Annotated in this window: 22 protein-coding genes; 15 read left to right on the top strand and 7 right to left on the bottom strand. The window is 37.0% G+C overall.

Features of this window, described 5'->3' with window-relative positions; translation table 11 throughout:
* Positions 1-11: 11 nt before the first annotated feature.
* Positions 12-539 carry an HAD family hydrolase gene (locus FNW07_RS08070; protein ID WP_126742981.1) on the bottom strand — a complete coding sequence of 176 codons (528 nt, stop codon included), beginning with the start codon at positions 537-539 and terminating at the stop codon, positions 12-14.
* A complete protein-coding gene (locus FNW07_RS08065) occupies positions 523-1,293 on the bottom strand; it encodes a Rossmann-like and DUF2520 domain-containing protein (protein ID WP_126742980.1) in 771 nt (256 codons plus the stop codon). Before FNW07_RS08065 ends, FNW07_RS08070 begins: the two co-directional genes overlap by 17 nt.
* A gap of 189 nt (positions 1,294-1,482) precedes the next feature.
* On the opposite strand from FNW07_RS08065, the gene ccsA reads away from it, so the two are divergent.
* Positions 1,483-4,677: a cytochrome c biogenesis protein CcsA gene (ccsA, locus tag FNW07_RS08060; protein WP_126742979.1), complete on the top strand. Its 3,195-nt coding sequence runs from the start codon at positions 1,483-1,485 to the stop codon at positions 4,675-4,677.
* A gap of 73 nt (positions 4,678-4,750) precedes the next feature.
* Here the strand turns inward: ccsA and FNW07_RS08055 are convergent, their stop codons facing one another.
* Positions 4,751-5,536: an anti-sigma factor domain-containing protein gene (locus FNW07_RS08055; protein WP_126742978.1), complete on the bottom strand. Its 786-nt coding sequence runs from the start codon at positions 5,534-5,536 to the stop codon at positions 4,751-4,753.
* Positions 5,537-6,067 (bottom strand): RNA polymerase sigma factor, encoded by a 531-nt coding sequence (locus tag FNW07_RS08050; protein ID WP_126742977.1) that lies wholly within the window; start codon positions 6,065-6,067, stop codon positions 5,537-5,539.
* A 220-nt stretch (positions 6,068-6,287) separates the two neighbouring features.
* Between FNW07_RS08050 and FNW07_RS08045 the strand changes: the two genes are divergently transcribed.
* The 5 genes from FNW07_RS08045 to FNW07_RS08025 all read left to right on the top strand — a co-directional run bounded on the left by FNW07_RS08045 (position 6,288) and on the right by FNW07_RS08025 (position 11,776).
* Positions 6,288-6,935, top strand: a complete 648-nt coding sequence (locus FNW07_RS08045) for a DUF4331 family protein (RefSeq protein ID WP_126742976.1) — start codon at positions 6,288-6,290, stop codon at positions 6,933-6,935.
* Between the two features lie 73 nt (positions 6,936-7,008).
* Positions 7,009-7,554, top strand: a complete 546-nt coding sequence (locus FNW07_RS08040) for a DUF4331 family protein (protein ID WP_255512738.1) — start codon at positions 7,009-7,011, stop codon at positions 7,552-7,554.
* Positions 7,555-7,625: 71 nt separating this feature from the next.
* A complete protein-coding gene (locus FNW07_RS08035) occupies positions 7,626-8,921 on the top strand; it encodes a lipopolysaccharide assembly protein LapB (RefSeq protein ID WP_126742974.1) in 1,296 nt (431 codons plus the stop codon).
* Positions 8,922-8,928: 7 nt separating this feature from the next.
* Entirely contained in the window at positions 8,929-11,142 is a 2,214-nt protein-coding gene (locus FNW07_RS08030) for a TonB-dependent receptor (protein ID WP_126742973.1), read from the top strand.
* 46 nt (positions 11,143-11,188) lie between these two features.
* Positions 11,189-11,776, top strand: a complete 588-nt coding sequence (locus tag FNW07_RS08025; RefSeq protein ID WP_126742972.1) for a glutathione peroxidase — start codon at positions 11,189-11,191, stop codon at positions 11,774-11,776.
* Between the two features lie 55 nt (positions 11,777-11,831).
* Here the strand turns inward: FNW07_RS08025 and FNW07_RS08020 are convergent, their stop codons facing one another.
* Positions 11,832-12,329 (bottom strand): GNAT family N-acetyltransferase, encoded by a 498-nt coding sequence (locus tag FNW07_RS08020; RefSeq protein WP_126742971.1) that lies wholly within the window; start codon positions 12,327-12,329, stop codon positions 11,832-11,834.
* A 240-nt stretch (positions 12,330-12,569) separates the two neighbouring features.
* Here FNW07_RS08020 and FNW07_RS08015 point away from each other — a divergent pair, with 240 nt between their 5' ends.
* The 4 genes from FNW07_RS08015 (at position 12,570) to ygiD (ending at position 16,767) form a co-directional block, all read left to right on the top strand.
* Positions 12,570-13,244, top strand: coding sequence for a hypothetical protein (locus tag FNW07_RS08015; protein ID WP_126742970.1), 675 nt, complete (start codon positions 12,570-12,572; stop codon positions 13,242-13,244).
* Between the two features lie 104 nt (positions 13,245-13,348).
* Positions 13,349-15,010: a 2-succinyl-5-enolpyruvyl-6-hydroxy-3-cyclohexene-1-carboxylic-acid synthase gene (gene menD / locus FNW07_RS08010; protein ID WP_126742969.1), complete on the top strand. Its 1,662-nt coding sequence runs from the start codon at positions 13,349-13,351 to the stop codon at positions 15,008-15,010.
* Between the two features lie 54 nt (positions 15,011-15,064).
* The gene (locus FNW07_RS08005; protein ID WP_126742968.1) at positions 15,065-15,922 is read left to right on the top strand and encodes a S1 RNA-binding domain-containing protein; all 858 of its coding nucleotides are present in this window, start codon (positions 15,065-15,067) and stop codon (positions 15,920-15,922) included.
* A gap of 14 nt (positions 15,923-15,936) precedes the next feature.
* On the top strand, positions 15,937-16,767 hold the full coding sequence (gene ygiD, locus FNW07_RS08000) for a 4,5-DOPA dioxygenase extradiol (protein ID WP_126742967.1): 831 nt from the start codon (positions 15,937-15,939) through the stop codon (positions 16,765-16,767).
* Between the two features lie 174 nt (positions 16,768-16,941).
* Here ygiD and FNW07_RS07995 read toward each other — a convergent pair whose 3' ends face one another.
* A complete protein-coding gene (locus FNW07_RS07995; RefSeq protein ID WP_126742966.1) occupies positions 16,942-17,142 on the bottom strand; it encodes a hypothetical protein in 201 nt (66 codons plus the stop codon).
* A gap of 154 nt (positions 17,143-17,296) precedes the next feature.
* A complete protein-coding gene (locus tag FNW07_RS07990; protein ID WP_126742965.1) occupies positions 17,297-17,728 on the bottom strand; it encodes a PH domain-containing protein in 432 nt (143 codons plus the stop codon).
* Positions 17,729-17,795: 67 nt separating this feature from the next.
* Between FNW07_RS07990 and FNW07_RS07985 the strand changes: the two genes are divergently transcribed.
* Genes FNW07_RS07985 through FNW07_RS07965 form a run of 5 tightly spaced genes read left to right on the top strand, consistent with a single transcriptional unit; the run spans position 17,796 to position 22,426 of the window.
* Positions 17,796-18,638 (top strand): 1,4-dihydroxy-2-naphthoyl-CoA synthase, encoded by an 843-nt coding sequence (locus FNW07_RS07985; protein ID WP_185964632.1) that lies wholly within the window; start codon positions 17,796-17,798, stop codon positions 18,636-18,638.
* Positions 18,639-18,685: 47 nt separating this feature from the next.
* A complete protein-coding gene (locus FNW07_RS07980; RefSeq protein WP_126742964.1) occupies positions 18,686-19,201 on the top strand; it encodes a PH domain-containing protein in 516 nt (171 codons plus the stop codon).
* Positions 19,201-20,712 (top strand): PH domain-containing protein, encoded by a 1,512-nt coding sequence (locus tag FNW07_RS07975; RefSeq protein WP_126742963.1) that lies wholly within the window; start codon positions 19,201-19,203, stop codon positions 20,710-20,712. Before FNW07_RS07980 ends, FNW07_RS07975 begins: the two co-directional genes overlap by 1 nt.
* A 35-nt stretch (positions 20,713-20,747) precedes the next feature.
* Positions 20,748-21,713: a 1,4-dihydroxy-2-naphthoate octaprenyltransferase gene (gene menA, locus FNW07_RS07970; RefSeq protein ID WP_126742962.1), complete on the top strand. Its 966-nt coding sequence runs from the start codon at positions 20,748-20,750 to the stop codon at positions 21,711-21,713.
* Between the two features lie 35 nt (positions 21,714-21,748).
* Positions 21,749-22,426, top strand: coding sequence for a metal-dependent hydrolase (locus FNW07_RS07965; RefSeq protein WP_126742961.1), 678 nt, complete (start codon positions 21,749-21,751; stop codon positions 22,424-22,426).
* The last annotated feature ends 161 nt before the right edge of the window (positions 22,427-22,587 follow it).

Genomic DNA, 22,587 nt, shown 5'->3' with positions numbered 1-22,587 from the left:
TAAAGGTAAATTTAATCGTGTTTTCCATCGTAATATAAGTGCCATTTGCCCTGAACTTTCATCACTTGTTCAATAACATCCCGAACGGCACCACGGCCTCCGTTTTTATGGGAGATGTAGGTTGAAATTGCTTTAATTTCCGGGCTTGAATCCTGCGGACAAGAAGGCAATCCCACTAACTGCATCACATGATAATCGGGAATATCATCTCCCATATACAACACCTGTTCGGGTTTTATATTGTACAATTCGGTGTATTCTTTAAAAGTTTCCACTTTATCGGGCGTAGCGAGAAAAATATCAGTAATACCCAGATTTCTCAATCGGATTCGTACTCCCTCGTTGCTTCCTCCTGAAATGATACATACATGGTAGCCGCTTTCCACAGCTGCTTTCATGGCATACCCATCGCGGATATTCATAATTCGGAGCATTTCTCCCGTAGGAGTAATATGAACTGAACTGTCAGTCAAAACGCCATCTACGTCAAAAATAAACGTAGAAATGTTATTCATTACTTCTTTATAACTCTTGGCCATTATTTTGGATGGATTGTGTTAGTAATTGATAGATAGCTTTATGGTTATCATCTGTTAAAAAAGCCAGATGCGTATCAATAGTGGAGCTGTCATTGCGTTTGGCAGGGCCGGTTTGGGCTTCTCCCGGGGTAAGGGTAAGAATTTTTTCTGCAGTTTCCTGGATTAAAGGTTTTAGGATATCAAACAGTACCTGGTTTTCCTTACAAATCTCACTTCCGATTTGGTACAGGTGATTCACAAAATTATTCACAAATACCGCAGCTACATGCAAAGCCTGACGCTGGTCTGAATTGATGGCGAAAACAGCATCCGAAATCCCTTTGGCCACAGTTTCCAATAATTGGAAATCAGTTGCATTTTCACTTTCAAGGCATATTGGAATGATAGTGTAGTCAATGGTTTTATTTTTGCTGAAAGTCTGTAATGGATAAAAAACACCTTTTCTGTTATCAGTATCTATGGCAGTCATCGGGACGCTTCCCGAAGTATGCACGACCAAGCGGTTTTTGAATGGTAACTGCGAAGAAACCTCAGCAATGGCATTATCTGAAACGGCAATAATATACAAATCAGCTTCGGCCAAAGCGTCAAAATCAGTAACGATTTTATCCTCAGCAATGAGATGTGTCACAGTGTCTTTTTGTCTGGAAAATACCTGAACCAACTCCACATTCCCCATATTTTGGGATTCTGTGAAAGCTTTTATTAAATGCTGGGCCACATTTCCGGAACCAATAATACTCACTTTAATCATTCGGCTAAATTATTAAAAAAAAAACTCATTTCGGAATCTGAATCAGGGTTTAAATTTTGTGATTTTGTCAGCAAATTTTTAGCGTAAACATTATATATTATTTAACGCTTAAAACCCGATTTTAACCTGTATATGAATCAACATTTTTAGTTACTTTTGTGCCACTTAAAAAAATATAATTCCAACCCAATGGATAAAAAAATATACTCCTTTTTATTTTCTACCCGATTAATGGCTTTTTTGTTTTTATCATTTGCAACAGCAATGGCCTTAGGAACCTTTATCGAAAGTAAATACAATACGGATACAGCTCGAATTTTAGTGTATAATGCCTGGTGGTTCGAAGGAATCATGTTGTTTTTTGTCATCAATTTCATCGGAAACATCAAACGATATAATTTACTCCGAAAAGAGAAATGGGCTACCTTGATACTTCATCTTTCATTCATTTTTATCATTACCGGTGCTTTCATTACCCGCTACATCAGTTATGAAGGAATGATGCCGATCCGTGAAGGCGCAGCAGAAAACCAAATTTATTCAGACAAATCCTATTTGACATTTTTTGTTGACGGAGAACATGAAGGTGCAATGAAACGCCGGGTTTTTGAGAAACCAGTGCTGCTTGCTCCAGATGTTAAAGGCAATGCATTTATAAATTTTTATTTTTTCTCAATTTCAAAAGATTTTACACTCAGATTGAATGATTTCTCGATCTCCGATAATTTTGATCAGACACCATTTGAAGTAGAATACAAAAACTTTATTATGGGGGCGACCGAAACCGTTAAAGAAGATGCAATCGGTATTGTTTACCTAAAAATGGTGGAATCCGGTGATGGAACCCGTCATGAACATTATTTAAAAGCAGGTGAGGTCCAAAATATCCACAACATGCTTTTTGCCCTGAATAAATATACAAAAGGAGCTACCAATATTACCACTACAGGAGAAAGTTACACCATTCAGACTCCTTTTGACGGTCAGTTTATGCGAATGGCAGACAAAATGCAGGGCAAAGTAGTGAAAGATTCACTTCAGCCGTTAATGATGCGTTCGTTGTATAACGTTGGCGGGACGCAGTTCGTTTTTCCGGAACCGGCCATAAAAGGTGTCAAAGCCTATACATCCAAAAATGATTACAAAGCCAAAAACCAAGACGATGCCTTAGTGATAACGCTTAAAGCGGAAGGGCAGGAAAAGGAAATTACGCTTCTTGGTTCTAAAGGAAAAATAGGGGAGCCTCAGGTTTTTAAAATTGGTAAACTGGATTATACTTTTTTCTATGGAAGCAAGGCTTATACACTGCCTTTTAAAATCAAATTGAATGATTTCATTGCTACCAAATATCCCGGAACCGAGAAAAGTTATTCTGCCTTTGAAAGTAAGGTGACCGTTCAGGATTCGGCTAAAACCTTTGATGCCCGAATATTCATGAATAATGTATTAGATTATCGCGGATTCCGTTTGTTCCAGGCTTCTTTCGATCCGGATGAAAAAGGAACCGTATTATCGGTTAACCATGATTTCTGGGGTACCTGGGTTACGTATGTTGGTTATTTCATGCTGTTTTTCGGATTAATGGCAATCATGTTTACAAAGCATTCCCGATTTGCAGATCTGAAAAGAAAATTAGAAGTAGTGAAAACAAAAAAATCAAAATTAATCTCCCTAATTATCTTATTTTTAAGTTTCAATGCTTTGGGTCAAAATCATACTGAAAAACCTATTTCCACGAAACAAATTGACTCTTTGATCCAGAAGTTCAAAGTTTCTCCGGAACACGCTGAAAAATTTGGAAGACTGATTGTCCAAGATAATGGAGGAAGGATGAAACCGGTCAATACATTCTCTTCTGAATTGTTGAGAAAAGTGAGCCACAAGGATTCCTATAACGGAATGAGTTCCGATCAGGTGTTTCTGTCGATGACGCAGTTCCCAAATGCCTGGTTTGAAATTCCATTAATTTATATCAACAAAGGGAATGACAGTATCCGTAGGATTATTGGGATTCCTGCCGAGCAAAAGTTGGCCCCGTTTGTTGCGTTTTTTGATAGCAAAGGAAATTACAAATTATCACCTTATTTGGATGAAGCCTATAAAGTAGCAAATCCGAACCAGTTCCAAAAGGATTTTGTGGAAACGGACAAGAAAATCAATCTGATGAATTCGGCCTTAAGCGGAAGCATCCTAAAAATTTTCCCTATTCCGAATGACGCCAACAACAAATGGGTTTCTCATTTAGAATTGAATCATGCCGGTTTAAAAGGTATGGATTCTACTTTTACATCCCAGATTTTGCCATTGTATTTACAGTCTTTACAAACTTCCAATGTAAAAAGCAATTACAAGGAATCAGATTTTTATCTGGAAGGCATCAAGAAATTTCAACGCAAATTTGGTGATAAAGTCATTCCGAGCGAAGATAAGATCACCTCTGAAGTTCTGTATAATAAATATGACGTCTTCAAAAGATTGTTTTATCTCTATATGCTCGCCGGAATCCTGATGTTGATTTTGACAGTGGTGAAAATCTTCAAGGAAAACAAATTCATGGCGGTCTCTGTAAATATAATGCACATCATTATAGGTTTGCTTTTCGCAGCCCATACGTTAGGCCTGATTGCACGTTGGTATATTTCGGGGCATGCACCATGGAGTAATGCGTACGAATCCATTATTTATGTAGCTTGGGCTACGATGTTTTTTGGTTTGGCTTTCGACAGAAAATCAAAATTGACTGTGGCTTCCTCTTCATTTGTAACGTCCATGATATTAATGGCTGCCTATATGAACTGGGTTGATCCGGAAATAGCGAACTTACAGCCGGTATTAAATTCGTATTGGTTAATGATTCACGTAGCGGTAATTGTGGCCAGTTATGGTCCGTTTGCATTAGGAATGATTTTAGGATTGGTTTCGCTGATATTGATTTTATGTACCAATGATAAAAACAGAGCCAAAATGGCGCTTAATATTAAAGAGATAACCTATATCAACGAAATGTCATTGACCATCGGATTGGTGATGCTGACCATCGGAAATTTCCTTGGAGGGCAATGGGCCAATGAAAGTTGGGGCCGTTACTGGGGTTGGGACCCAAAAGAAACCTGGGCCTTAATCAGTATTATGGTCTATGCGTTTGTGATTCACTCCCGATTTGTCCCTGCAATGAGAGGAAAATGGATTTTCAACCTGATGAGTATGTATGCGTTTATTTCTATTCTGTTTACATATTATGGGGTCAACTTCCATTTGGTGGGATTGCATTCGTATGCGAGCGGGGAGGCAAATTCATTGGATTGGATTAAGTATTCTTTGGCTGCAATAACTGTAATTGGCGCCATCACTTATCCAAAATATAGAAAGTATTATAAAAAATAGTTCTGGTATTGGAACATAAAAAAAAGGTTCAGCTTTACAGTTGAACCTTTTTCTTTTTATATACTATTTGGAGTTATACTTTTCCTAATGTGTAAAGCTGTTCCATGGTTGGAGAAATACTTCCGCCTGCCGGTTCCAGTGTGATTCCGAAGGCTTCTGCATCAGCAGTGGCACTTACTTCAAATATTTTTTGATTACCTCCCTTGAAATTATCCAATAAACCAATGCTCGTTGGGGTAAGCGGGTTCAGTTTCAATGCCCAAACCTGATAAACCATTCCTTCCGGTGGTTCCGGCAATCCTGCCGCATCTACATAGACTGACTGCGTATCCTTGTTCCAGTATATTTTCGCGAAAGCTTCGGGCGCCACGGTTTGACCTCCCAGATTTACCACGGTATTCTTACCATCACGGATGACCGCTAAAGTGGATTCGCTCTGTTTATTTTTCTGTTCTAAGGTAACCACCGCTTCATTTAATTTGAATTTTTCATTTTGTATGGTAACAATTTCGGTATTGGTCTGCTCCATTTCGTAGTATTGATAACCGACACCGGCCAATAATACCACAGCTGCAGCCCAACCCACATATTGGGTCCAATTGCTTCTCGGTTTCATTTTAATCACTTTACCGTGTTTTATTTCTAACCTGGATTTTATTCTCTCAAAATTATCTGCAGAGAGAAACGGGGAAAAACTTGTCGATAAATGAACGATTGCTTTTTCAATGGCAATGATTTCATCATTCACTTCGGTATTATTTTTCGCCATTAGACTCACTTCCTCATTCTCATGGTCGCTTAGCAAACCATAAACGTATAGTTCCAAAATCCCTGATTCTATATATGCTTTCGTTTCCATTTATACTTGTAAAAAGTTTCTTAAATCATTAATGCAATTTCTATTCTGGGTTTTGACCGTCCCTAACGGTATTTCCAATTCATCAGATGCTTCCTGTTGCGTGTATCCTTTAAAGAATAACAGATTAATAATCTGAATGCATTTTGGTTTTAACTTTTTGACAAACTCTTGAATACCAATGGTATCAATTTTATTGGTGAGTTTGTTACTGTCGTCTAATAGATGTACGAAATTATCGGAAGAAAGGTTTTTTTGACTGTTGTTAAAATCTTTAGAACGCAGTTTATCAATGGATGTATTGCGTGCAATGTTGAGGATCCAGGTATAGAATCTGCCTTTACTTTCATTATAACTATCAATGTTTTTCCAGATTTTTACAAAAACCTCCTGTAAGACATCTTCGGCTTCCTCACGACCTTTTACTAAATTACTGATAACAGCGAACAGGCTTTTCGAATACATATCATATATATGGGTAAAAGCACGCTCATCTTTTTTATGGATTAAAACTAGTAATTCTTCCTGGCTCATAGACTTGTAATTTTTTCAATTGCAAAATTATACTTTTTGATTTTAAAAATAAGGAATTATATGGATGTCGAAGTTAAAACACATTAAATATCGGATTAATAATAATTTTATAATTGTAATATATTGGCTATCAAATACTTGGTAAATCTATGTGTTTTTTTTAAAACCAAAAGGAAAAGAATCCCGTAAGTAGAGTTATAACCATTTAAATAATAATACAATGAAAAAAACAAAAATGATATTAGGTCTGTCGCTGGTTGCGATTTCAGGTTTAATTTTAGTAGCTGCAGATCACGTTGATGCTCCCGCAGTAACGGGTAACGCTGCCGACATTACAGATGTCTATGTCTTTCAAGGTCAAACAAGCAGCAATTTAGTATTTGCGGTAAATACTCAGGGACTTTTAAGTCCGGGTGCTACAGCCGCTGCAACATTTGCAGAAAATACATTAATTGAAATTAATATCGACAATACAGGCGATAATGTAGAAGATTTAGTAATCCAGGCCATCCGAAGAGGAGACAGAATGTATTTCTTTGGTCCGGTAGCTCCTGGAACAACCGGAACAACAAGCACTATTAAGACTACTGCGGCTTCAGGAAGTGTAGCTATATCCAGTTATGGTGGAACAGCAATTACTGCTGAGCAAAACGGAATGAAGTTTTTTGCAGGACCAAGAGATGATCCGTTCTTTTTTGATTTAGATCAATTCAAAACAATCTTAATGGGAAATGCATCAGGATTTAACAATCCGGGAACTGACACTTTTGCTGGGACCAATGTTCTTTCTCTAATAGTAGAAGTTCCTAAAACAATGTTGGGTTCTTCCAGTACAATAAACATTTGGGCAGAAAGTAAGAAAAAATAATAACATCATATAAACGAATAAAACTATGAACTCAAAGATTCATGAATTCCTTAAAAATCTAAATAAAATAGCCATGAGTAAAACAAATAAATTCAAAATAATAACTGTTGCCTTGTTATGTGCAATGGTTTCTGTAAACTGTGACACTGATGATTCTAATGAACCTAATGTAGATTTCAGCGGAACGTATACTCAAAAAGATCAAATGGCAAGACCTGCAATAAATACTGTATTTATAGCTTCAGGAGCACCGAAAGATGCTTTCAACTTAACTATTCCTTCTACAATGGGTGCCAGTTATCAGAGTACTTTTCAAACCAGATTGTTAGCTTTAAATCCGGCATTTACTACAAACGCTTTAGGTCAGACTGCAATGGATATGACTACCCTTTTGGCTACTGATGTATTAAACGTTGCTAAAACCGGCACGACCACTTTTTTCGACGGAACAAATGTTCTGACAGGAAGGGCTTTGGCAGATGATGTAATTGATGTCGAATTACTGCTCATTTTTGGAGGGTCAGACGGAATGGCAAACGCCAGCTTGACTTCCGATAATGTGGGTGCTAATGATAAAGCTTTCTTACCTGCTTTTCCTTATTTAGCCGCACCGTTCTAGAACCCAATAAAAACCAGAGTAGTTCTTTTTGTACTCTGGTTTTATTTTTCACAGACAAATAAATTTAGATTATGAAAACCTTAAAATTTATACCGGCCTTCTTTTTTACGATTCTATGCTTATTTAGTTGTGATCAAAAAAACAATAAAATTACAAGTACATCTGACTACAATAAATATTTGGATTTGAAGGAAAACAAATCTTTGGATTTTGCTCATAATGAAATTGATTTTTGGCAAAAAAAATTTGATGCCGCACCCAACCAGATAACCTATCTGGGTCAATTGGCAGCCAATTACAGCACGCTTTTTGAATATACCGGCGATATCAAAAATCTATACAAAACTGAGGAATTGTTAATCCAATCCAATGAGGCGTTAAAATATTCCAGAGTGTCCACTATTCGCTCTTTGGCCAGAAATTTTATAGCGCAGCACCGCTTTAAAGAAGCTTTGGTCCTTGCCAATAAAGCTTTGGAAATTGGTGAAGGATTGACAGAAACCCAAAAATTACTTTTCGATGTTCAGATGGAACTAGGGAACTACGCTGAAGCGGAAAGCAATCTGAAGTCATTAAAGAACATGAATGATTATGATTATCTGATTCGCCTGGCGAAATGGAATGATCACAAAGGCGATATAACCACAGCCATAACTTTTATGGAGAAAGCACGGGATATTGCCGAAAAAGAAGACAATAAAACACTTAAAATATGGTCGTATTCGAATCTCGGAGATTTTTACGGTCATGCCGGAAGAATTCAGGAATCCTACGATAGTTATTTGAAAACATTGGCCATCGATCCCAATTATTCGTATGCCTTAAAAGGAATTGCATGGATTGTTTTTTCACATGAAAGAAACATATCAGAGGCCAAAAGAATCATTGAAGCTATAGAAAAAACACACAACACCCCGGACTTTTATTTATTGAAATCACAAATCGCACAGTTTGCGGGGAATAAAGTGGAGGCAAAGTCCAATAGGAATTCGTATCTGAAAATGCTGAACGAAAACAATTACGGAGCGATGTACAATAAATACAATGTTTTGCTTTTTGCAGATGATAAAAGTACGGCTTTAAAAGCTTTGGAAATTGCCGAAATAGAAGTGGAACATAGGCCCACACCGGATTCTTATGATTTATTAGCTTGGTCGTACCTGAATTTGGGACAAAATAAACTGGCATTGGAAATTGCGCAAAAACATGTGATTGGAAAATCATTCGAACCAAAGGTACAATACCATTTGGCCATGATTTACAACGCAAACAATCTTACTGAAAAAGCAAAACCTATCAAAGAAGAACTGATTTCAAGTATATATGAATTAGGTCCAGACTATGATAAGAAAGTAAATCAATTATAATTACAATATGAAAGGTGTTTTTCTAATACTAACCGCTTTCGTAAGTTTGCTTGCACACAGTCAAATTCACAAAGGAACCGTAGTCGATAGTAGTGATAATCCAATAGAAAATGCCTATATCTATAATGTGAATTCAGAGACTCATGCACATACTGACGAGTTTGGGGTTTTCAGCATAGAGAAAACCGAATTAGGGAACGTGTTGAAAATAAATGCCGTCGGTTATAAAAAAATCAATTATACGCTTACTTCATCAGAAACAACAATTTCATTAGATGAAGACATTTTCAGGCTGGATGAAATCGTAATACAGTCGAAACTATACGCTATGAATGTGATTTCAAAAATAGATTTGCAAACCACACCTGTTAATTCTTCTCAGGAAATTTTACGGAAAGTACCCGGATTATTCATTGGTCAGCATGCAGGAGGAGGAAAGGCTGAACAGATTTTTTTAAGAGGTTTTGATATTGATCACGGAACTGATATTGCCATTTCTGTTGACGGCATGCCGGTAAATATGGTTTCGCATGCGCATGGTCAGGGTTATGCCGATTTGCATTTCCTGATTCCGGAAGCAGTAGATAAAATAGATTTTGGGAAAGGAACGTATTATGCTAATAAAGGTAATTTTGCCACCGCAGGTTATGTTGCTTTTCAAACCAAAGACAGAATAGAAAAAAGTAGTATTACTATTGAGGCCGGGCAATTTAATACAATCAGAACTGTGGGATTGTTTAATCTTTTGGGTAACCAGAAAAAACAAAGCGCCTACTTAGCTACCGAATATATCCTAACCGATGGGCCATTTGATTCTCCTCAAAATTTCAACAGAATCAATTTGTTGGGTAAATATTCGGCCATTTTGGATGTTAACAGTAAATTTTCTGTGATGATCTCGCGTTTTTCGAGTAAATGGGATGCATCAGGACAAATTCCGCAGCGATTGGTGGATAATGGTTCTATATCGCGTTTTGGTTCTGTAGACGATACCGAAGGAGGAAACACTTCGCGAAATAATATAAATGCTACGCTAAGTAAAACCATAAACGAGAGTACGTTCGTGAAAGCCAATGCTTTTTATTCCCATTATCAATTTGAATTGTATTCAAATTTCACTTTTTTCCTGGATGATCCAATCAATGGCGATCAGATCCGTCAGAAAGAAAACAGAAACATTTACGGAATGAATGCCGAATTAAATAAAAAAATAAAACAAAACAATCTGGATTTGGCTTTCCAATGGGGAGTAGGATTCCGCGCAGATGCCACCAAGGATACCGAACTTTCCCATACACTGAACCGAGATACTGTTTTAGAGTTTAAAAAGCTGGGTGATATTGATGAATCAAACTTGTTTACCTATTTGAATTCGGAATTTTCTTTTGGTAAATTAGTTATCAATCCTGCAATTCGATTGGATTATTTTAAATTCAATTACCAGGACAAACTTTCCCCGGAATATAAAACACAGTCTGAAAATAAAGTAAAAATCTCTCCAAAATTGAATTTCATCTATTCGCAGAATAACAGCTTACAGTTCTTTCTGAAATCAGGATTTGGTTTCCATTCCAATGATACAAGGGTTGTTGTTGCTAATAATGGGAAGCAGACCCTGCCAACAGCAATTGGTACCGATTTAGGGATGATTTTTAAACCGTTCCCGAAACTAATTGTGAACACGGCTTTATGGTATTTGTATCTTGAGCAGGAATTCGTTTATGTAGGAGATGCCGGAATTATCGAGCCCAGCGGAAAGTCGAAACGCATCGGTATGGACTTAGGATTGCGTTACCAGCTGAATGATTGGTTGTATTTTGATACCGATGTCAATTATACGTATGCCCGAAGTATTGATGAACCCAAAGGACAGGATTACATTCCTCTGGCACCTGATTTCACATCAACCGGGGGATTGAGTTTTCAGAATTTTAAAGGTTTTTCAGGAGGATTGCGTTATCGGTATTTAAAAAACCGTCCGGCAAATGAAGACAATTCGATTGTAGCAAAAGGCTATTTTGTGTCGGATTTCAATATCAATTATGATTTTAAAAATTTTACTTTTGGAATAGCAGTAGAAAATATATTCAATACCGAATGGAACGAAACCCAGTTTGCCACCGAATCCAGATTACAAAACGAATCGGCTGGTGTGGAAGAAATTCATTTTACACCTGGAACTCCCTTTTTTATGAAAGCAAAAATCAGTTATAAATTTTAGTGTCCTTAAATTGTTTAATTTTGTAAAGTTTTATAAAAATATAATCATGAAAAATCTCTTATTTTTGGCGAGTTGTATGGTATTACTTTTTAGTTGTAAAAACCAGGCTCAAACAAGCAAAAGCAATTCAAATACAAAATCGACAGTTATGACAAAACAAAGCATTCACCAATTTAAGGTAAAAGATTTATCAGGAAGTGAATTTGATTTTGCTTCCTTGAAAGGAAAAAAAATACTAATTGTAAATACGGCATCCGAATGTGGACTAACACCGCAATACAAGGATTTAGAGAATATATATGAAACGTATAAAGACAGAAACTTTGTGATTGTAGGTTTTCCAGCCAATAATTTTGGAGCACAGGAACCAGGAACCAATGCGGAAATAGCTACTTTCTGCCAAAGAAATTACGGAGTAACTTTTCCAATGATGGAAAAAATATCGGTAAAAGGTGATGATATGCATGCGATATATCAATTCTTGACAGAAAAGAGCAAAAATGGTTTACAGGATAGTGAAGTAACATGGAATTTTCAAAAATACCTGATTAATGAGAATGGGGAATTAGAAAAAGTCATTTCTCCAAAAACATTGCCGACAGATCCAGAAGTTGTAAATTGGATTAAAGGATAAAGTATACCATATTTTTACATAAAAGGGATTTTCAGTAAAACTGGAAGTCCTTTTTCTATTTTAGCATCAACTGCATAAACGACAAATCAAGCCATTTCTCAAACTTGAAACCGACTTCCTTGCATCTGCCAGTTTCTTCAAAGCCAAATTTTTTATGGAATTCGATGCTGTCCAGATTCTCTGCATCAATAGCACCAATCATCGTATGATATCCCTGTTCTTTTGCCAGACGGATGAGGTGCGACAATAACAATTTGCCGGCGCCTTTCCCGATAAATTCTTCCGATACATATACAGAATGTTCTATTGTAAATTGGTAGGCTTCTTTTTGGCGAAAAGGACCATAGGTGGCAAATCCGATAGGTGCGTTGTCGTGCTCGGCTACAATTACCGGTAAATTTTTAGCTTGCTTTTCTTCAAACCATAATTTGTGGGTTTCAAAGTCCCGCGGCTCATAATCATAAATGGAAGTACTGTTAAGTATCTCATGATTAATTATTTCCAATATGGTATCCAAATCGGAAAAAACGGCCGGTCTTATTTTTACATTCATGGCGGAAGATATTACTTAGAAGTATCTATCAAAGATAAAAATTTTTAACCAGTTTTTAAGTTCAAAGGTGCTAAAAATGACCGCAACTTTATCAAAAAACATCTCCCTTTTCTGTCTAAATTTTAAAAAGTGTTTTATTATTGCACCGTTTAAATTTCTAGAATTTCTTAGAAAAACTATTCAGACACTTTAAAAATAAAAAAACTATTATAATAATAAAATAATTTATAACTTTAATGGATGGGTTATCAAGGTTTAAATAAAATCACGGCTGGTTTAAGTATTTTATACTTCACAATTATTATACTTTATAGTATAGATGTTTTTATAGGATATCAACCTTTAAAATTTGCTTTAGGATTTATTAGAATCCCGGTTTTAATGATTCTTTATTTCTATTCATCCAAAGAGCGAAATTTTATCTATTTTTTAGCTTTGTTTTTTTATCAAATAGCTTCGTTATTATTAAGCAAAGATGCCGGAAGCAGCTTGTTTTATGGCGCTATAGCTTCGGTGTTATTTCGTTTCTTATTGGTTGTGTTAGTTTACAAAGCTATTGAAGAAAAAAAATGGGTTATGATCATCATCGCCTCCTTGCCATTTCTGTGGGCATATTTATATCTGGTTGATCTAGTTAAAGATTCTCTTTCAAATGATTTGTATCCTTGGCTGCTCAATGGGTTTTTAACGGCTTTTTTGGGTGGACTATCTGTAGGAAACTATTATTTTAAGGACGATAAAAAAAGTTATTGGTTATTAATAAGCTGCTTATTATTTGTTATTCAAATAGGAATGTTTTTAATTAATAAATTCTATTTAAGGCAACAGTTATTTTTACAACTCGGCATTATTTTTTACGGAATTTCCCATTATACGTTTTATAAATTCATGATTAAGAATGAAGAAGAGAGATAGAAAGGTTTCAGTTGTTTTATTGGAAGGATTTCGGCTTATAAAAAACAACTTTACGCTTTTACAACTCAGTATATTTGTATCTTTGATACTTTGAAAAGATGAAAATGATTTATCCGAAAATACCTTTAGCGCAAAGCATAATCCAAATTTGCCTAACAAAAGGAATCCACCATATTGTAATTTCCCCAGGTTCCCGAAACGCACCCTTAACCATTGGTTTTGTCAATAATCCCGAATTTCACTGTTATAGTATTGCTGATGAGCGTTGTGCCGCTTTTTTTGCATTGGGAATAGCCCAACAAGTAAAAAAGCCGGTAGCCGTTGTATGTACTTCAGGTTCGGCATTATTGAATTATTATCCGGCTTTTGCTGAAGCTTTTTACAGCCAGATTCCTTTGATTGTAATTTCGGCTGACCGTCCGCATGATAAGATTGATATTGGCGACGGACAAACGATTCGACAGGAAAATGTGTTTGTGAACCATTCTTTGTACAATGCAAATCTGACCGAAGAGGCTTCGCCAGAAAATGATGTCAAAATCAATGAGGCAATAAACAAGGCTGTGGCCAAAAAAGGACCTGTACATATCAATGCACCTTTCGAAGAGCCTTTGTATCAAAAAACAGAACAACTTTCTGTTGATCCGCTGATTTTACCTTTCGACAAAACATTTGATACTGTGTCTGCTGATGAAATCATTGCGCACACCAATATTTGGAACAAGTCGATAAAGAAATTGGTGTTGGTTGGTGTAAACGATCCGGATACTGTTAACCCCGAAATTATTGAAAAATTAGCCAATGATAATTCGGTTGTCGTGATGACGGAAACGACTTCTAATTTGCATCATCCATCCTTTATAAACAATATTGATACGATAATTACGCCTTTCTCTGATGAAGATTTTAAGCAATTAAATCCTGATATCCTGATAACTTTCGGTGGAATGGTGGTTTCCAAAAGAATAAAAGCATTTCTCCGAAAGTACAAACCCAGACACCATTGGCATATTGATTCTTTGAGAGCCTATGATACTTTTGGCTGCCTGACGAAGCATTTTGAAGATAATCCCAATTCGTTCTTCAGTCAGTTTTTACCTTTCACCAACGAAATCGAAAGTGATTACCGTAACTCTTTACAGCGAATTGTAAAGCTTCGCAAAGAAAAACATCAGGTGTATGCTGCGAAAGCCCCATTTTCGGATTTTAAGGTTTTTGAAAAAATTATGCCTTCCATTCCAAAGGGAAGCAGCCTGCATTTAAGCAACAGTTCCGCCATTCGGTATGTGCAATTGTTTAATCTTGATCCATCGGTGGAAGTGTTTTGCAACCGGGGGACCAGCGGTATTGACGGAAGTACTTCTACAGCGGTAGGGTCGGCTGTGGCCAAAGAAAAACAAACGATACTGATTACAGGTGATATTAGTTTTTTATACGACAGTAATGCCATATGGAACGAATACATTCCGAGGAATTTCAAGATTATTTTGATCAATAATGGCGGTGGAGGCATTTTCAGGATTTTACCCGGCCATGAAGAAAATATAGTGTTCAATAAATTTTTTGAAACTTCCCATTGCCTTACTGGGGAACAATTGGCTAAAATGTACGGCTTCAAATATTCAACTGCCAGTGATGAAATAAGCCTCGAAAATAGTCTGGGTGCTTTTTATCAAGAGAATAATAAACCGCAAATTCTGGAAATTTTTACACCGACCCTGACAAACGATAAGATTTTATTGCAGTATTTTAACGAGTTGGTTTAGTACCTTTAATTCTTCTCTTAATCTTCGTACCTTTGCACTTTAGAAAATAAGAAAATGATCGAAATAGGAAAATACAATACGCTTACCATTTTACGTGATACAAAAGTCGGACTCTTTTTGGGCGACCCCGTTAATGATTCTGAAGGAATCCATGATATACTTTTACCTAATAAATATGTTCCCAACGAATTTGAAATAGGCGAGGAGCTTATTGTTTTCGTATATTTGGATCACGAAGAACGCCCGGTTGCCACTACATTGGAACCCTATATATTACTGAATGAATTTGCACTTCTGCGTGTCAATTATACCAATCAGGTAGGAGCATTTATGGATTGGGGTATGGAAAAAGATATCCTGGTACCATTCAAAGAACAGGCACGCCCGATGGAAAAAGGAAAACGGTATTTGGTTTACCTGTATATGGACGAGAAAACCAATCGTCTGGTAGCATCTAGCAAAACCAATCAGTTCCTGAAGAATGACGAACTTACCGTTGAAAAAGGGGAGGAAGTTGATTTAATTGTTTCACATATTACCGAATTAGGGATTAATGTTATTATTAACGAACGTCATAAGGGTCTGTTGTACAAAGATGAGGTTTATGATGATGCCATTCGTACCGGCGATCGTTTACGGGGTTATATTAAAACCATCCGACCTGATAATAAGATAGATGTAGCACTTCAGATTCAGGGATATCAAAGCATTGAACCTAATGCTGAGAAAATCCTGGACGAACTCAGAGCAAATCGTGGATTTCTTCGTCTGAATGACAACAGTCATCCGGAAGATATCAAAACGGTGCTTAAAATGAGTAAAAAAACATTCAAAAAGGCCGTTGGAGCCCTGTATAGAGAGAAACTGATTGAAATCAAGGAAGACGGAATCCATCTGGTAAAAGAGGTATAACTAATATAAAAATCATGTCTTTACATCAGTTCAAAAATTGGTCGGACGATTTAAAACCACTGGAGCAGATGCATCCCGTGTTATTTATCGGTCACGGGTCACCAATGAATGGAATTGAAGACAATGAATTTTCAAGAACCTGGACCAAATTCGGAAATGAAATTCCGAAACCAAAAGCTGTTTTGGTGATTTCGGCGCATTGGCTTACTAACGGCACCCATGTTACGGCCATGCAGAACCCAAGAACCATTCACGATTTTGGAGGATTTCCGCAAGAGTTGTTCGCGGTGCAATATCCGGCAGAAGGCAGTCCGGCCCTTGCTCAGGAAACGGCAAATCTAATCCATACGACAAATGTGGGACTGGACCACGATTGGGGATTGGATCACGGTACATGGACCGTCGTTCGTCATATGTATCCCAATGCCGACATTCCTGTTCTTCAATTGAGCATAGATTATAACAAACCACCGCAATACCATTTTGATTTGGCCAAACAATTGAAAGAACTTCGCAAAAAAGGAGTTTTAATCATTGGAAGTGGGAATATGGTGCATAATCTGCGCATGATCGCCTGGGATAAACTTCAGGATTCTGATTATGGATTTGATTGGGCCATTGAAATGAACACTCTTTTTAAGGAAAAAATAGCAAATGGGGATTTTCAGCCATTGATTAATTATGAAAAACTGGGAGCGGCAGCAAAATTGGCGATTCCCACTCCTGATCACTATTATCCGCTGTTATATTCTTTGGCTTTACAAGATGCGAAGGACGAAGTAAGTTTTTTTAACGATAAGACCGTTGGAGGTTCCTTGACGATGACTTCAGTAAAATTGGGATAGATTGATTCTTAGAAGTCTGGTAGTTTAGTTATATAAAAAACAATCGCTTCAATTAAAATTGAAGCGACTGCTAAATTTTTTTGTTGTTCTAAACGGGATAGTTGAATTTAACAAGAAATGATTTTCGCTCAATAACCGCTGAGATTTAATATCTTGTAAAGAACATAATTCCTCTTATTTATGAAGAGTTATCGAATCTTTTTCTTGGTTCATAGGAGCTACTTCACCAGTTTCAGTAGTGTCAATTGCAACTGAATCCACTTTCTCTTCCATGGTTGTTACCGTTGTTTCTTCTGTTGTTGTTTCAGATTTTTTACAGCTGGTAGTCGCCAATGCCAGAGAGAATAGAGCGACAAAAATTACAGATTTTTTCAAAGAATATTATTTTAAATTATTAAATCAGTGCTCCTGTTAAGGATATCTAAAGTTACAAAATATCTAGAATTAAACCTTGAAAAAACCTGCTTTTTTTATTCTAAAAATGTAAGAACTTATTGATTTTATTGAGGTTAACTGTTGTTTTTGAAATTTAACCGTTGATTTTTATTGCTGGATTTATACTAAGTAAAACTTCCTCAAATTCTTTGAGATCTTTGGGTGAAATATAAATATCATCAAATTTATTATAGGAGATAATAAAGCCAGGTGTACCCAAGCCGGGTTTGAATGTAACCGGAATAATCCAACTCGAATGATATTTCATTTCTGTGATTTTGGTAATTTCAATTTTCCCCCGAAAGGGACCAAAGTAATAGTGTAACCATTTATCCTTGATCACATATTTTGTATCACATAAAACCCAAACCAAACAAACTATAATAGGTATAATAATAGCATAACCAATATATACCGAAAGATCATTATCATTTTTAGGAATAATTACTGCAAAGGACAAAAATGCAACAAGTGCCCAAAAGACACCAACAGTAAACCAGTTTTTGGAAGAAACAAAGGTTTTCATTTTTTAAGTTTTGTTTTATTCGTAAAATGTAAAAAATGGTTTATTTTTACGCTAAATTAATACAAATATGAGCGGCATCAACTGGCAGACAGTAAAAGAATTTGAAGATATAACATATAAGAAATGTGATGGTGTGGCGCGTATCGCCTTTAATAGGCCAAATGTGAGGAATGCTTTTCGACCAAAAACCACCAGCGAACTTTATCAGGCCTTTTACGATGCGCAGGAAGATACTTCCATCGGAGTCGTATTATTATCGGCAGAAGGGCCTTCCAGCAAAGATGGCGTATATTCATTTTGCAGTGGCGGAGATCAAAATTCCCGTGGACACCAAGGTTATGTTGGGGAAGATGGTCAGCATCGACTGAATATTCTCGAGGTGCAGCGCCTTATCCGTTTCATGCCAAAAGTGGTCATTGCCGTAGTTCCGGGTTGGGCCGTAGGTGGCGGACACAGTCTTCACGTAGTATGTGACTTGACCTTAGCCAGTAAGGAACACGCTATTTTTAAACAAACTGATGCCGATGTGACCAGTTTTGACGGCGGTTATGGTTCCGCATATCTGGCCAAAATGGTGGGACAGAAAAAAGCACGAGAAATTTTCTTTTTAGGGAGAAATTATTCTGCCCAGGATGCAATGGATATGGGGATGGTAAATGCAGTAATTCCGCATAAGGAATTGGAGGACACCGCTTTTGAATGGGCACAGGAAATCCTTCAGAAATCACCAACATCCATAAAAATGCTAAAATTTGCGATGAACCTGACCGATGACGGAATGGTTGGACAGCAGGTTTTTGCTGGAGAAGCGACACGTTTGGCCTACATGACAGAGGAAGCTAAGGAAGGAAGAAACGCCTTTTTGGAAAAAAGAAAACCCAATTTCGGGGAAAATAAATGGTTGCCATAGTAATTTACTTGAAATTGAAACAGACCTTAACTAAATCAATACTATAATTGGAAAACTTTACCAACGAAACCCTTGATACCACTCAGTTACCAAAATTTGAAGAAGTACAGTTCTCACTTTTGCATCCTAATTATTGGAAAGTAACAGTAATCAGTTTGTCAATCTTCTTTATAATTTTAGGAACAGGCGCCGGAATGGCTTTATATTCTATTGAAGAACTGTCTGGATCCTACTCCGTAATCATCACAATTTATATTGTTCTAATAGTATTTGCTTTTGGCTTATCACGAATCAGTTACCGCAAAAAAGGGTTTGCTTTTCGCAATCACGATGTCCTTTTCAGGAGCGGAATAATTTCCACAAATACCATCGTAATTCCTTATAACAGAGTGCAGCATGTTGCTTTACATGAAGGATTAGTTTCACGGTATTTTGGTTTGGCTAAAATCGAAATTTTCACTGCCGGAGGAAGTTCAAGCGATATTGAAATCCCCGGAATCGAGAAGTCCCAAGCCGAAAACATCAAACAGCTTTTGATGGGCAAAATTCAAAAACAACTGTAATGGAAACCAATTTCAGTGTTCCGCAGCGACAGTCTTCCATCGGGATTCTGGTGATGTTTTTCGATACGCTCCAGAAATGGGCACGCGGATTATGGCCGATATTGGTAGTGTGGCTTTTTAAATATGATGAGCTCAACAAAATCTATCTTTTACTCGGCACGCTAAGTATTATTTTTACAGTCGGAATTGTGGCTTACCTGAGATACAGAAACTTCACCTTCTTTTTAGATAATGAAAACGAGGAATTCATCATCAATGAAGGAGTATTTAATAGGACGAAGACCACCATTCAGCTTAATAAAATCCAACAGGTAAATATTAACCAATCCTTAATTCAAAGGATTATTGGAGTTTATGCATTGGATGTAGATACCGCCGGAAGCACCAAAAAAGAAGGAGCAATAAAGGCGATTTCGCATCAGTTGGCCTTATCGCTTAAGGCCCGCCTGCTGGATAATGAAAAAGTGAACATCAGATCAGTCGACGAGAATTTTGAAAATGCTGTGGCTGTTCTACCTGTCGCTGAAAACCATCCTTTTATAGAAATCAGTTTTTTGAGTCTGGTGAAAGTCGGAATCACTTCCAATTACATCCGAAGTATCGGTTTGATCCTTGCTTTTTTTGCTACTATCTATGAAAACGGGAGGAATTTCATTGAACAGTCTGATATCGATAAAAGAAGTATAGATAATTATATTGATAAAAGTATAGCGATGCAATCGGTTGCTGTCGTTGTAATTATGATGCTGACCGCTGTTTTGATAATTAATCTGGTTCGGATTATAGTAAGGTATTTCAATTTTAAAATTACTAGGCAGAGCGGTTCTCTGTTGCTTTCACATGGATTGCTCAACACCAAAAGCACTATAATAAAACCCGAAAAAGTCCAAATCACGACCGTTACCCGAAATTATTTCCAAAAGAAAATGAATATTCTGGAACTCAAAATCCGACAGGCTTCCAGCGGGGAAAGGGAAGAACGGAAATCGGCTATCGAAATACCGGGCTGTAATGAAATGGAACGGGACGAAATCCTGCAATTGCTTTTTAAAAAAATCCCTCAGAAAGGAGTTATGCTGAAACCTAATTTTCGCAAACTGGTGTTTTCCATATTCCTGTCAATTGTGTTACCTTTAACTGGATTTTTCACTTTTGGGAATTATATCGAGCCCCAAATATTGGATTATGCTTATTTCACTCCGCTGTATGCCATTTTTATTGGGCTGGTTCTTTATTTCGGTTTCCGAAATTACCGATTGTTTGTCAGCGACGATTTTATCATCAAACAAAGTGGTGCCTGGGATATCGATCATGAAATAATTGAGCCCATGAAGATTCAGGCACTTACAACCTCACAGTTGTTCTGGCATAAAGGGGCCGATATCGGTTACTTGACGATACACACTGCGGGAGGAAATATTGCGTTCAAATTGGGTAATTACACGCTGATTAAACAGTATGTGAACCGTTGGCTGTATGAAATGGAAACGTCCGACAGCAACTGGATGTAAATAACAAACCATTAAATTATAAAAATATATTACAAATGAAACATTGGATTGAAGCCGCAAGATTAAGAACATTACCGCTTTCGGTATCAGGAATATTAGTTGGTAGTTTTTTTGCCATGTCGCAGGGAATATTCAACTGGAAGATTGTGATTTTAGCCTTATCGACCACTTTAGGGTTACAGATACTTTCCAATTTTGCAAACGACTATGGCGACGGAATGAAAGGTACCGATAATGAAGATCGGGTAGGACCCAAACGCGCCATTCAAAGCGGTGTCATTACTCCCGGTTCGATGCGATATGCTATTTTTATTACTGCTTTTTTGACATTGGTTTCAGCGATGTTATTGATTTATTTTTCATTTAAAGGGAAATATCTCATTTATTCCATCCTATTTTTCGTCTTGGGCATTTTAGCAATTGCGTCGGCGATTCGATATACTGTCGGGAAAAATCCTTATGGTTACAGAGGGTATGGTGATGTATTTGTTTTTGTGTTCTTTGGTTTGGTCAGTACGTTCGGGATTTATTTCATGTTCTCTAAACAAATCGATTTGGTGTTGTTTTTACCGGCCGCGGCAATTGGATTTTTAAGCGTCGGAGTTTTAAACCTGAATAACATGCGTGACGAAGAATCCGATAAAAAATCAGGCAAAAATACTATTGTCGTTAAAAACGGTGGTGCATGGGCAAAGAAATACCATTTTTTCTTAATCGTTTCAGCCATGATTTTGATGCTTCTTTTTGCTGTAATCTTTGATTTTAGCTACCGAGACCAAAATCCGGAAGGCTTCAATTTCGACCTCTATTTCTTTTTAATAGCTTATTTTCCAATATTCGCCCATTTAAACAGGGTTGCCAAAAATAAAGAGCATAAATTGTTGGACCCGGAATTAAAGAAATTAGCACTGAGTACTTTTTTACTGTCCATTTTGCTGTCACTTTCAATGATTTATTTCCTGTCGGATATAGTGGTCAATCTTTTCCTTGGAGGAAGATAAATACTATGATTTTTTAATATTTAATATTATAAAAAATGAAAATTACATTCTACGGCCATGCGTCAATCGGTATTGAAGTCAGTGGCAAGCATATTTTAGTGGATCCGTATATTTCTGCCAATCCAAAGGCCAATCATATTGATATTCATTCGTTAAAAGCCGATTTTATTCTGGTGACCCATGCGCATCAGGATCACATTCTTGATGTCGAAACCATTGCCAAAAGAACCAGCGCCCTAATCGTTTCCAATGCGGAAATTGCAGGCCACTATAGTGCAAAAGGTTTTAATTCGCACCCAATGAACCACGGCGGAAGCTGGACTTTCGATTTCGGAACCGTAAAGTATGTTAATGCGATTCACTCCAGCTCCTTTCCGGACGGAAGTTATGGTGGTAACCCGGGCGGATTTGTGATTGAAGGCGAACATAAAAACATATACATAGCCGGAGATACCGCAGTCACGACGGATATGCAGCTCATTCCGATGCGCACCAAACTCGATTTAGCGATTTTGCCTATCGGAAGCAATTTTACCATGGATGTCGACGATGCCATCATCGCATCCGATTTTGTTGATTGTGATAAGGTTTTGGGCTGTCACTACGATACGTTCGGATATATCGAAATCAATCACGTGGAGGCCATCAAGAAATTTTTCGATAAAGGCAAGGATTTAATGCTTCTCAAAATAGGCGAAAGTATCGAGCTTTAATTTGGAGCTGTTTCCTGCTTTTCATTGCAATCCACGCTAAAAAGCGTGGGATTTTCATTTCAAACAACGTTCACTGAACTCCTTGTAAAATAGAAGTCAAGTGAAGTACTCAGGGCTAGGGAATTAAATTCCTAAGAAAACAAGTATTGGTATTCTTATTG

The sequence above is a fragment of the Flavobacterium sp. GT3R68 genome (assembly GCF_007109225.1).
In the GTDB taxonomy this organism is placed as follows: domain Bacteria; phylum Bacteroidota; class Bacteroidia; order Flavobacteriales; family Flavobacteriaceae; genus Flavobacterium.
This window is presented reverse-complemented; position numbering and strand designations above follow the sequence as displayed.

Coding starts and splice junctions, on each gene's coding strand:
- FNW07_RS08070 (WP_126742981.1), bottom strand. CDS start 539: ATGGCCAAGAGTTATAAAGAAGTAATGAATAACATTTCTACGTTTATT.
- FNW07_RS08065 (WP_126742980.1), bottom strand. CDS start 1,293: ATGATTAAAGTGAGTATTATTGGTTCCGGAAATGTGGCCCAGCATTTA.
- ccsA (WP_126742979.1), top strand. CDS start 1,483: ATGGATAAAAAAATATACTCCTTTTTATTTTCTACCCGATTAATGGCT.
- FNW07_RS08055 (WP_126742978.1), bottom strand. CDS start 5,536: ATGGAAACGAAAGCATATATAGAATCAGGGATTTTGGAACTATACGTT.
- FNW07_RS08050 (WP_126742977.1), bottom strand. CDS start 6,067: ATGAGCCAGGAAGAATTACTAGTTTTAATCCATAAAAAAGATGAGCGT.
- FNW07_RS08045 (WP_126742976.1), top strand. CDS start 6,288: ATGAAAAAAACAAAAATGATATTAGGTCTGTCGCTGGTTGCGATTTCA.
- FNW07_RS08040 (WP_255512738.1), top strand. CDS start 7,009: ATGAGTAAAACAAATAAATTCAAAATAATAACTGTTGCCTTGTTATGT.
- FNW07_RS08035 (WP_126742974.1), top strand. CDS start 7,626: ATGAAAACCTTAAAATTTATACCGGCCTTCTTTTTTACGATTCTATGC.
- FNW07_RS08030 (WP_126742973.1), top strand. CDS start 8,929: ATGAAAGGTGTTTTTCTAATACTAACCGCTTTCGTAAGTTTGCTTGCA.
- FNW07_RS08025 (WP_126742972.1), top strand. CDS start 11,189: ATGAAAAATCTCTTATTTTTGGCGAGTTGTATGGTATTACTTTTTAGT.
- FNW07_RS08020 (WP_126742971.1), bottom strand. CDS start 12,329: ATGAATGTAAAAATAAGACCGGCCGTTTTTTCCGATTTGGATACCATA.
- FNW07_RS08015 (WP_126742970.1), top strand. CDS start 12,570: ATGGGTTATCAAGGTTTAAATAAAATCACGGCTGGTTTAAGTATTTTA.
- menD (WP_126742969.1), top strand. CDS start 13,349: ATGATTTATCCGAAAATACCTTTAGCGCAAAGCATAATCCAAATTTGC.
- FNW07_RS08005 (WP_126742968.1), top strand. CDS start 15,065: ATGATCGAAATAGGAAAATACAATACGCTTACCATTTTACGTGATACA.
- ygiD (WP_126742967.1), top strand. CDS start 15,937: ATGTCTTTACATCAGTTCAAAAATTGGTCGGACGATTTAAAACCACTG.
- FNW07_RS07990 (WP_126742965.1), bottom strand. CDS start 17,728: ATGAAAACCTTTGTTTCTTCCAAAAACTGGTTTACTGTTGGTGTCTTT.
- FNW07_RS07985 (WP_185964632.1), top strand. CDS start 17,796: ATGAGCGGCATCAACTGGCAGACAGTAAAAGAATTTGAAGATATAACA.
- FNW07_RS07975 (WP_126742963.1), top strand. CDS start 19,201: ATGGAAACCAATTTCAGTGTTCCGCAGCGACAGTCTTCCATCGGGATT.
- menA (WP_126742962.1), top strand. CDS start 20,748: ATGAAACATTGGATTGAAGCCGCAAGATTAAGAACATTACCGCTTTCG.
- FNW07_RS07965 (WP_126742961.1), top strand. CDS start 21,749: ATGAAAATTACATTCTACGGCCATGCGTCAATCGGTATTGAAGTCAGT.